1 protein-coding gene (cut by a window edge) is annotated in these 12,081 nt (G+C 71.6%); it reads left to right on the plus strand.

Annotated features, from left to right (window positions below):
- The coding region annotated (locus tag AB0F81_RS31515; protein WP_360203099.1) for a non-ribosomal peptide synthase/polyketide synthase crosses the window boundary (this coding region is incomplete at its 3' end): on the plus strand, positions 1-12,081 show 12,081 of its 27,758 nt. The annotated region extends 15,677 nt beyond the left edge of the window.

Genomic DNA, 12,081 nt, shown 5'->3' on the forward strand with positions numbered 1-12,081 from the left:
GCTGGCCGGGGCGACTCCCGGCCGGGCCCGCCTGGCGCTGCGGGCGGGGGAGCGGACGGAACGTCCGGTGCTGTCGTTCGCGCAGCAGCGACTGTGGTTCCTCGGCCAACTGGAAGGCCCGAGCCCGCTCTACAACATCCCGGCGGTCCTCCGGCTCGGCGGCGACCTCGACGTGGACGCCCTGGACGCCGCGCTGCGCGACGTGATCGGCCGCCACGAGTCGCTGCGCACGGTGTTCGCGGTGGCCGACGGCGAGCCCTACCAGAAGATCCTCGACCCGGCGGAGCTGAACTGGTCGCTGGACGTTCGCCGGACAAGCGCGGACGACCTGGACGACGCGGTGGCCGAAGCGACCCGGATCGCGTTCGACCTGGCCACCGAGGTGCCGATCCGAGCACTGCTGTTCCGTACCGATGCGGACGAGTCCGTGCTGGTCCTCGTGGTGCATCACATCGCGAGTGACGGCTGGTCGATGGCGCCGCTGGGCCGGGACCTGTCGGCCGCCTACGAGGCGCGGCTGCGCGGCGAGGCCCCGACCTGGGAGCCGCTGCCGGTGCAATATGCGGACTACGCGGTGTGGCAGCGCGAGCTGCTGGGCTCGGAATCGGACCCGGACAGCTTGCTGTCGGCGCAGGTGTCGTACTGGCGCAACGCCCTGGCCGGTGCGCCCGAAGAGCTGACGCTGCCGACCGATCGGCCGCGGCCGGCGGTGGCCTCGCACCGCGGGCACCAGCTGCCGTTGCAGGTGCCCGCCGAGGTGCACCAGCGCCTCGCCGAGATCGCCCGCGCCGAGGGTGTCACCACCTTCATGGTCCTGCAGGCGGCCTTCGCGGTGCTCCTCTCCCGGCTGGGCGCCGGCACCGACATCCCGATCGGCTTCCCGGTCGCGGGCCGGCAGGACGAGGCCCTCGACGATCTGGTCGGGTTCTTCGTCAACACCATGGTCTTGCGTACGGACCTGTCCGGCGACCCGACGTTCACCGAGGTTCTGGGCCGGGTGCGGCAGACCAGCCTGGAGGCGCTGGAGCATCAGGACGTGCCGTTCGAGCGGCTGGTGGAGGAACTCGCCCCGGTCCGGTCGATGTCGCGTCACCCGCTGTTCCAGGTGATGCTGACCCTGCAGAACCTGGAACGCGGCACGGTCAGCCTTCCGCAGGCCACCACCACCGGAAATGGTCAGCGGCCCGCTGGTGCGGTCAGCGTCGACTCGCGGTTCGACCTCGAGGTGACCGCGGTCGAGGCCTTCGACGCCGAGGGCCGGCCGGCCGGGCTGCACGGCACCGTGGTGGCGTCGGCCGACCTGTTCGACGAGTCCACCACGCAGCGAGTCGCCGAGTGGTTCGTGCGGGTGCTCGAAGCGGTGACCACCGCGACCGGGACCCGTCTGCGCGAGGTCGACCTCCTCAGCGCGGACCTGCGGGAGCAGGTGCTGCTCGGGTGGAACGACACCGCGGCCGAGGTGGCCGATGCCGCGGTGGTCGAGCTGTTCGCCCAGCACGTGGCGGCATCGCCGGACGCGATTGCGGTGGTTTCCGACGGTGTCGAGCTGTCGTATCGCGATGTGGACGCGGCGGCCAACGACCTCGCGTGTCACCTGGTGGCTCAGGGAATCGGCGCGGAGTCGGTGGTCGGGCTCTTCCTGCCCAGAGGTGCTGAGCTGGTGACCGCGATCGTGGCGGTGTGGAAGGCCGGCGCTGCGTATCTGCCGGTGGACCCGGGCCTGCCGGCGGATCGGGTGGAGTTCATGCTGGCCGATGCCGGGGTGAGCGTGGTGGTCGCTCACGGCGATGGCCCGGCTGGTGTGTCGGTGGTGCGGCTCGACGAGGTGCAGCCGTCGGATGCGGCGGTTGCGGTGCCGGTGGACGCGGCCGGTCTGGCGTATGTGATCTACACGTCGGGGTCGACGGGTGTGCCGAAGGGTGTGGCGGTCTCGCAGGGTTCGCTGGCGAATCTGGTGTCGGTGTTCGGGCCGTTGTTGGGTGCGGCGCCGGGTGTGCGGATGTTGCAGTTCGCGTCGTTCAGTTTCGATGCGTCGGTGTTCGATGTGGCGGTGGCGTTGGCGTCGGGTGCGACGTTGGTGATCGCCGGTGCCGAGCAGCGGGAGCAGCCGAAGCTGCTGCGTGAGCTGGACGGACTGCGGGCGGCAAGTGTGGTGCCGTCGCTGCTGGAGGTGCTGGATCCGGCGGATCTGGCGTCGGTGGAGACGCTGGTGGTCGGTGCCGAGGCGATCAGTGAGGTGACGGCCCGGGCGTGGTCGGCCGGCCGGCGGTTGGTGAATACGTATGGGCCGACCGAGGCGACGGTGATGGTCGCGGCCGGCCTGGTCGACGGGCAGCGGCAGGGGCCGGTCCCGGCGGGCTCGCCGATCGCGAACACCCGCTTCTACGTCCTGGACGGTGGACTGTCGCCGGTGCCGCCGGGGGTGGCCGGTGAGTTGTATATCGCCGGGGCCGGGTTGGCGCGCGGCTATGTGGGCCGGCCGGGTCTGACCGGTGAGCGGTTCGTGGCGTGTCCGTCGGGTTCGGGCGAGCGGATGTATCGCACCGGTGACCTGGTGAAGTGGACCGCGGACGGGCAGTTGATGTTCGCCGGCCGCGCCGACGAGCAGGTCAAGATCCGCGGGTTCCGGATCGAGCCGGGTGAGGTTGAGGCGGTGCTGCGGGCGCATCCGCAGGTCGCTCAGGTGGCGGTGGTCGCCCGCGAGGACGTTCCGGGTGACAAGCGGCTGGTCGCCTATGTGGTGCCGGTCGATGGTGAGGTTGCCGGGCTGCGCGAGTTCGCCGGGCAGCGGCTGCCGGAGTACATGGTGCCCTCGGCTGTCGTGGTGCTGGACCGGCTGCCGCTGACGGTGAACGGCAAGCTGGACCGCAAGGCGCTGCCGGCACCTCAGTACGAAGCGGGCACGGGCCGGGCACCGGCAACTGTGCAGGAGCAGATCCTGTGCGAGGTGTTCGCCGAGCTGCTGGGTCTGGACCGGGTCGGTGTCGACGACGACTTCTTCCGCCTCGGCGGGCACTCACTGCTCGCGGTGCGGCTGGTCGAGGAACTGCGCGGCCGCGGCGTCACGGTGTCGGTGCGGGCGCTGTTCGAGACCCCGACACCGGCCGGGCTCGCCGCCGCCACCGGAACGGACGCGATCGTCGTCCCGGACAACCTCATCCCCGAGGGCGCGCAGCACATCACGGCGGACATGCTGCCGCTGGTCCAGTTCACCGACGCTGACGTGGAGCGCGTCGTCGCCGGTGTCGACGGTGGCGCGGCCAACGTGGCCGACGTCTATCCGCTCGCGCCGCTGCAGGAGGGTCTGCTGTTCCACCACCTCATGGCCGAGGGTGGTGCTGACCCGTACGTGCCGGTGTGGGTGTTCGAGTTCGACAGCCGGGAGCGGCTTGACGGGTTCACCCGGGCGTTGCAGCAGGTTGTCGATCGGCATGACATCTACCGCACCGGTGTGGTGTGGGACGGGCTGCCCGAGCCGGTCCAGGTGGTCTGGCGCACCGTGGTGCTGCCGGTGACCATCCATGTGCTGGAAGCCGGCCACCCGGATCCGGCCGAGCAGCTGATCGAGCTGGTCGGCTCGGCGATGGACCTGAACCGGCCGCCGCTGATGGACGTGCACGCCGCCCAGGTCGGCGACGGCTGGCTGGCGCTGGTCCGGATGCACCACATGCTCCAGGACCACCACGGCATGGACGTGCTCCAGCAGGAAGTGCAGGCCACCCTCGACGGGCGGGCGCACGAGCTGGCGCCGGCGCTGCCGTTCCGCAACTTCGTCGCCCAGGCGCGCAGCGTGCCGCGGGAGGAACACGAGCGGTTCTTCACCGAGCTGCTCGGCGACGTCACCGAGCCGACCGCGCCGTACGGGCTGATGGACGTCAGCGGCGACGACAGCGAGTCGGTGGCCACCACGATGCCCGTGCCCACCGAGGTCGTGGACCGGCTGCGGGACGTGGCGCGTGAGCTCGGCGTCAGCTCGGCGACCGTGCTGCATGTCGCGTGGGCCCGGGTGCTGTCGGTGCTGTCCGGCCGCAACGACGTGGTGTTCGGCACGACCCTGTTCGGCCGGATGAACGGCGGGGCGGGCGCGGACCGGGTGGTGGGTCCGTTCATCAACACGCTGCCGGTGCGGGTGCGTACCGATGGGGTGGGGGTTCGTGCCGCGGTCGAGCAGATGCGGGCGCAACTGGCCGCATTGCTGGAGCATGAGCATGCGCCGCTCGCGGTGGCGCAGCAGGCCAGCGGGATCGCGGAGAACACGCCGCTGTTCACCTCGCTGTTCAACTACCGGCACATCGCGCAGGGCACTGCCGGGCCGGACGCCGGCCGGGCGCCCGAGGGCATCCGCAGCCTCGTCACGAAGGAGCGGACGAACTATCCGCTGGCCGTGTCGGTCAACGACCTGGACGCCAGGGGACTCTCGCTGACCGTGCTCGCGGTCACCGCGATCGACCCGGACGCGGTGGGCCGGTTGCTGTGCACGGCGGTCGACAACCTGGTCAGCGCGCTGGCCGACAGCCTGCACGAGCACCCGGAAACGCCGGTGGACAGCGTGCCGGTGCTCGACGCCGGCCTGCGGCAGCAGGTGCTGCTCGGATGGAACGACACCGCGGTCGCGACCCCGGCCGAGACCGTGGCGGAGCTGTTCCACCGGCAGGTGGCGGCGACTCCGGACGCGGTGGCCGTGGTCGAGGACGGCGTCGAGACGTCGTACCGGGAGCTGGACGCGGCGGCGAACCGGCTGGCGCACTACCTGATCAGCCAGGGCGTCGGCGCGGAGTCCGTGGTCGGGCTGTGCCTGCCCCGCAGCGTCGAGATGGTCACCGCGATCCTGGCCGTGTGGAAGGCGGGGGCGGGATACCTGCCCATCGACCCGCAACTGCCGGCCGACCGGATCGCGTTCATGCTCGCCGACTGCCGGGTGGCGCTGCTGCTGGGCACCGAGGAGGTGCTGGACGACCTGCCGGCCGGCCGGGTGCGGATGGTCGCCCTCGACGACCGGATGGTCACGGCAATGGTCACCGCCCAGCCGGACACCGACCCGGCCGTGCCGGCCGACCTGTCCGGGCTGGCCTACGTGATCTACACGTCCGGGTCGACCGGAACGCCGAAGGGTGTGGCGGTCACGCACGGCGGGCTGACGAACTATCTGGTCTGGGCCGTCGACGCCTACCGGATGGTGCCCGGTGGCGGCGGCGCGCCGCTGCACTCCTCCCTGGCGTTCGATCTGACCGTCACGAGCGTGCTGGCGCCGCTGGTGTCGGGATCGGCGGTGGTGGTCAGCCGCGCCGGCGACGCCGACGGACTGGCCACGCTGCTGTCCGAGCGCGGCGGCTTCGGGCTGGTGAAGGTCGTCCCCGCGCATCTGCCGCTGCTGGTCGCGTCACTGCCCGACGAGCAGGTGGCGGCAGCGGGGCGGACCTGGGTGGTGGGCGGCGAGGCGCTGCCCGGCGCCTCGGTGCGGGCCTGGCTGGAGCGTGCGCCCGGATCGGTCGTGGTCAACGAGTACGGCCCGACCGAGACGGTGGTCGGCTGCTGCGTGTTCGAGGTGGCGGCCGGTGACGAGGTCGGTGACACGGTGCCGATCGGCCGGCCGATCGCCAACACCCAGCTGTACGTCCTCGACGAGCGCCTGCAGCCGGTGCCCCCGGGAGTGGCCGGCGAGCTGTACATCGCCGGCGCCGGTGTCGCCCGGGGATACGTGGGCCGGGCGGCACTGACGGCGGAGCGGTTCGTGGCGTCGCCGTTCGAGTCCGCGGAAACGGCCGGCAGCCGGATGTACCGCACCGGCGACGTCGCCCAGTGGACCGCCGACGGGCAGCTGCTGTTCCTCGGCCGCGTCGACGAGCAGGTGAAGGTTCGCGGGTTCCGGATCGAGCCCGGTGAGATCGAAGCGGCTCTCAGCGCGCACCCGAACGTGGACCAGGCCGCGGTGATCGTCCGGGAGGACACGCCGGGTGACCGGCGGCTGGTCGCCTACGTGGTGCCGGCCGAAGCGGACACCGAGGTCACCGGCCTTCCCGAATTCGTGGGACAGCGGCTGCCGGACTACATGGTGCCGTCCGCGGTGGTGGTGCTGGACCGGTTGCCGCTGACGAGGAACGGCAAGCTGGACCGGCGGGCGCTGCCGGCGCCGGAGCACGCCGCCGGCACGGGCGCCGGCCGGGCCCCGATCACCGTGCAGGAGGAGATCCTGTGCGGGGTGTTCGCGGAGGTCCTGGGCCTGGAGCGGGTCGGTGTCGACGACGACTTCTTCCGCCTCGGCGGGCACTCACTGCTCGCGGTGCGGCTGTCGTCGCGGGTGCGGGCGGTGCTCGGCGTCGAACTGCCGATGCGGGCGCTGTTCGACACCCCGACCGTGGCGGGGCTGGCGGCGTGGCTGGCCGGCGGCGACGCCGGCCGGGCGCGGCTGGCGCTGCGAGCCGGGGAACGCGCGGAGCGGCCGGTGCTGTCGTTCGCGCAGCAGCGGCTGTGGTTCCTCGGTCAGCTGGAGGGTCCGAGTCCGCTGTACAACATCCCGACCGTGGTCCGGCTCGGCGCCGACCTCGACGTGGACGCCCTGGACGCCGCGTTGCGGGACGTCATCGGCCGCCACGAGTCGCTGCGGACGGTGTTCGCGGTGGCGGGCGGAGAGCCGTACCAGAAGATTCTGGATCGTGACGAGGTGGCCTCGGTCCTCGAGGTCCGTGCGGTGGGCGCCGACGAGCTGGGCCGGGCGGTGGCTGAGGCGACCGAGTACGCGTTCGACCTCGCGACCGAGATACCGATCCGGGCGTGGCTACTCGAGAACGGCGCCGGCGAGTCCGTCTTCGTGCTGGTGGTGCACCACATCGCCAGTGACGGCTGGTCCACGGCTCCGCTGACCCGGGACCTGTCGACGGCGTACGAGGCGCGGCTGCGCGGCGCGGCGCCGGTCTGGGAGCCGCTGCCGGTGCAGTACGCCGACTACGCGGCCTGGCAACGGGCGCTGCTCGGGTCGGACTCCGACCCGGACAGCCTGCTGTCGACCCAGGTCGGGTACTGGCGGGACCGGCTGGCCGGCGCGCCGGAGGAGCTCACGCTGCCGGTGGACCGGTCGCGTCCCGCGGTGGCCTCGCACCGGGGGCACCAGGTGCCGTTGCAGGTGCCGGCCGAGGTGCACCAGCGCCTCGCCGAGCTGGCCCGGGCCGAGGGTGTCACCACGTTCATGGTGCTGCAGGCCGCGCTCGCGGTGTCGCTGTCGCGGCTGGGTGCGGGCACCGACATCCCGATCGGATCGGCGGTCGCCGGTCGTACCGATGAGGCCCTGCACGATCTGGTCGGGTTCTTCGTCAACACCCTCGTCATCCGCACCGATCTGTCCGGCGACCCGGAGTTCCGGCAGGTGCTGGCCCGGGTGCGGGAGACGACGCTCGGGGCGCTGGCCCATCAGGACGTGCCGTTCGAGCGGCTGGTCGAGGAACTCGCGCCGAGCCGCTCGCTGGCCCGGCACCCACTGTTCCAGGTCGTGCTGACCGTGCAGAACACCGAGCGCGGCGCGCTGAACCTGCCCCGGGCAGGCTCGGGCGCAGCGCCGGGAACGGGCATCGAGACGACCATGGCGGCCCGGTTCGACCTGGACCTGGTGATCGCCGAGACGTTCGACGGGGACGGCCGGCCGGAGGGTCTGCGCGGTGGGCTGATCGCGTCGGACGACCTCTTCGACCGGGCGACCACCGAGCGGCTCGTGACCGTTCTGCAGCGGGTGCTGGCGGCCGTGGTGGCGGCGCCGGAGGTGCGGCTCGGCGCGATCGAGGTCTTGGATGCTGACGAGCGTGCCCGGGTGCTGTCCGAGTGGAACGTTCCGACCTTCGGTGTGCCGGAGGGCACGGTGGTGGAGCGGGTCGCGCAGCGGGTGGCGGCGACGCCGGATGCGGTCGCGGTCGTGGCCGACGGGGTGTCGCTGACCTATCGGGAGCTGGACGCTCGGGCGAATGGTCTGGCCCGACATCTTGCCGGTCTGGGTATCACGCCCGGCTCGGCGGTGGGTGTGGTCTTGGAGCGTGGCGCTGATGTGGTGGTGTCGCTGCTCGCAATCATGAAGGCCGGCGCCGCCTATGTGCCGGTCGACCCGCGATCGCCGGCGCAGCGAGTCGGCGCGGTGCTGGCCGATGCGCACGCCGCGGTGGTCGTCACCTCGGCCGTCTGCGCGCCGCTGGTCCCTGAAGCGGTGCCGACGGTGCTGCTGGACAACCTGACGGACCTGTCGACCGAGCCGTTCGCGGTGACGGTGTCCCCGGACTCGGCGGCCTACATGATCTACACGTCGGGGTCGACCGGCACGCCGAAGGGTGTGGTGGTCACTCACCGCAACGTGCTGGGTCTGCTCGACGCGGCCCGCGACTCCTTCGAGCTGGCCGCGACGGATGTGTGGGCGTGTTTCCACTCGTTCGCGTTCGACGTGTCGGTGTGGGAACTGTGGGGTGCCCTGGTCCACGGGGCCCGGGTCGTGGTGGTGTCCTACGAGGTCTCCCGGTCGCCGCAGGACTTCGCTCAGCTGATCGAGCGTGAGCAGGTGACGGTGCTGAGTCAGACGCCGTCGGCGTTCTACCAGCTGCTGACCGCGGCCCCGACGCCGATCGGCCGGGTCCGGCTGGTGGTGTTCGCGGGCGAGGCGTTGGAACCCGCCCGGGTGTACGGCTGGCTGACCGAGGGTGGTCCGCAGCTGATCAACATGTATGGGATCACCGAGACCACGGTTCACTCGACGATCTGGCAGCTCACCGGCGCCGAGGCCGGCAGTGTGGTCGGTCGCGGTCTGGCCGGCACGTCACTGTTCGTCCTTGACGAGCATTTGCAGCCGGTGCCGCCGGGCGTGGTCGGCGAGCTGTATGTCGCCGGTGTGCAGGTTTCCCGTGGCTACATGGGTCAGCCTGGTCTGTCGGCGAGCCGGTTTGTGGCGTCGCCGTTCGGGGTCAGTGAGCGGATGTATCGCTCGGGTGACCTGGCGAAGTGGTCGGCGGACGGGCAGTTGGTGTTCGCCGGCCGCGCGGACCAGCAGGTGAAGATCCGTGGTTTCCGGATCGAGCCGGGTGAGGTCGAGGCGGTGCTGCAGGACCATCCGGAGGTGGAGCAGGTCGCGGTGGTGGCCCGGGAGGATGTGCCGGGCGATAAGCGGCTGGTCGCCTACGTGGTGCCTGACGTTGCGGGGCTGCGGGAGTTCGCGGCTCAGCGGCTGCCGGAGTACATGGTTCCCTCGGCGATCGTGGCCTTGGACCGGTTGCCGTTGACGGTCAACGGCAAGCTGGACCGGCGGGCACTGCCGGCGCCGGAGTACGAGGCTGGTGCGGGCCGGGCCCCGGCCACCGCGCGAGAGGAGATCCTGTGCGCGGTGTTCGCCGAGGTGCTGGGCCTGGAGCGGGTCGGCGTCGACGACGACTTCTTCCGCCTCGGCGGGCACTCCCTGCTCGCCGTGCGGCTGGTCGAGGAACTGCGCGCCCGCGATGTCGCAGTGTCGGTGCGGGCACTGTTCGAGACGCCGACGCCGGCCGGGCTCGCCGCGGCCACCGCGGTCGACGCCGTCGAGGTCCCGGACAACCTGATCCCCGAGGGCACGGACCGGATCACCCCGGACATGCTGCCGCTGGTCGAGCTGTCCCAGGCCGAGATCGACCGGGTGGTCGCCGGCGTCGAGGGCGGCGCGGCGAACGTGGCCGACGTCTATCCCCTCGCGCCGCTGCAGGAAGGCCTCCTGTTCCACCACCTGATGGCCGAGGGCGGCGAGGATCCGTACGTCCTGACGTGGGTGTTCGAGTTCGACACCCGCGCCCGGCTCGACGGCTTCGCGCAGGCGTTGCAGCAGGTCGTCGACCGGCACGACATCTACCGCACCGGCGTGGTGTGGGAGGACCTGCGCGAGCCGGTCCAGGTGGTCTGGCGCAACGCCACGGTGCCGGTCACGACCCATGAGCTCGAGGCGGGCCACCCGGACCCGGCGAAGCAGCTGACCGACCTGGTCGGCTCGACGATGGACCTGCGCCGCCCGCCGCTGATGAGCGTGCACGCCGCCCAGGTCGGCGACGGCTGGCTCGGACTGGTCCGCATGCACCACATGCTCCAGGACCACCAGGGCATGGACGTCCTGATGGCGGAGATGTGGGCGATCCTGACCGGGAACACCCAGGATCTGGCGCCCGCGTTGCCGTTCCGCAACTTCGTGGCGCAGGCGCGCAGCGTGCCGCGGGAGGAGCACGAGCGGTTCTTCACCGAGCTGCTCGGCGACGTCACCGAGCCGACGGCGCCGTACGGACTGATGAACGTCCGCGGTGACGGCAAGGAATCGTCCTCGGTCCTGGTGCCGGTGCCGCACGACGTGGTGGACCGGCTGCGCGAGGTGTCCCGCGAGTTGGGCGTGAGCACCGCGACGGTGCTGCACGTGGCGTGGGCCCGGGTGGTGTCGGTGCTGTCCGGCCGCGACGACGTGGTGTTCGGCACCGTCCTGTTCGGCCGGATGAACGCCGGTGAGGGCGCTGACCGGGTGGTCGGCCCCTTCATGAACACGCTGCCGGTGCGGGTGCGTACCGGCCGGGTCGGCGCCCGCGCCGCCGTCGAGCAGATGCGGGCACAGCTGGCCGCGCTGCTGGAACACGAACACGCCTCGCTGGCGGTGGCGCAGCAGGCCAGCGGCGTCGCCGACAACGCGCCGCTGTTCACGTCGCTGTTCAACTACCGGCACCTGGCGCAGGGGCCGGCCGTGCAGGACACCGAGCCCAGCCGCGGGCCGGAGGGCATCCGGAGCGTCGTGGCCCGGGAGCGGACCAACTACCCGCTGACCCTGTCGGTCAACGACCCGGGCACCGGCGACCTGACGCTGACCGTGGAGGTGGCCGAACCGGTCGACCCGCACGCGGTGGGCCGGCTGCTGTGCACCACCGTCGACAACCTGGTCACCGCGCTCAACGACAACCCCGAAACCCCGATCGACACCGTACGAGTCCTCGAACCCGACCTGCGGAAGCGGGTGGTGTCTGAATGGAACGACACGGCGGTCGAGGTGGTGGATGCCTCGGTGGTGGAGTTGTTCGAGCGGCAGGTGGCGGCGACGCCGGATGCGGTCGCGGTGATCGCGGATGGGGTGGAGTGGTCGTATCGACAGTTGGATGCGGCGGCGAACCGGGTGGCGCGGTATCTGATCGGTCAGGGCATCGGTGCTGAGTCGGTGGTCGCGGTGGTGATGGACCGCGGCGTCGAGGTGGTGGCGTCACTGCTGGGGGTGTGGAAGACGGGGGCGGCGTATCTGCCGATCGATCCGGATCTGCCGGCGCAGCGGATCGAGTTCATGGTGGCCGACAGCGGTGCCGCGCATGTGCTCAGCTCGCCGGTCGGTGATGACGACCGTCCACTGTCCGGCCGTCAGACGGCGGACAGCGCGGCGTACGTCATCTACACGTCCGGATCCACCGGCACGCCGAAGGGTGTGGTGGTGCCGGTCGGAGCCCTGGTCAACTTCCTGACCGACATGTGCGCCCGGGTCGCGATGACCCCGGCGGACCGGCTGCTGGCGGTGACCACGGTCGGGTTCGACATCGCCGCGCTGGAGTTGTTCGTGCCGCTGCTCAGCGGCGCCGCAGTGGTGGTGGCCAGCCGCGATGTGGTGCACGACCCGGCACGGCTGCGGGCGCTGGTCGACCGGAGCGGGGTGACGGTGATGCAGGCGACGCCCACGTTGTGGCAGGCCCTGCTCGCCGAGCAGCCGGATCTGGTCGCCGGGTTGACGGTGCTGGTCGGTGGTGAGGCGTTGCCGCCGGAGGTCGCGCGGGCGCTGACCGTGGGTGCGCGGCGGGTGACGAACGTGTACGGGCCGACGGAGACCACGATCTGGTCGACGGCGTCGGAGGTGGTGGATGCCGGTGTGGTGTCGATTGGCCGGCCGATCGCGAACACGCAGGTGTTCGTGCTGGACGGGTTCCTGCAGCCGGTTCCGCCGGGTGTGGCGGGTGACCTGTATATCGCGGGTGCGGGTGTGGCGCGTGGGTATGCGGGCCGGGCCGGGTTGACGGCGCACCGGTTTGTGGCGTCGCCGTTCGCGTTCGGTGAGCGGATGTATCGGACCGGGGATGTGGCGCG

Source organism: Actinoplanes sp. NPDC024001 (assembly GCF_040638955.1).
In the GTDB taxonomy this organism is placed as follows: domain Bacteria; phylum Actinomycetota; class Actinomycetes; order Mycobacteriales; family Micromonosporaceae; genus Actinoplanes.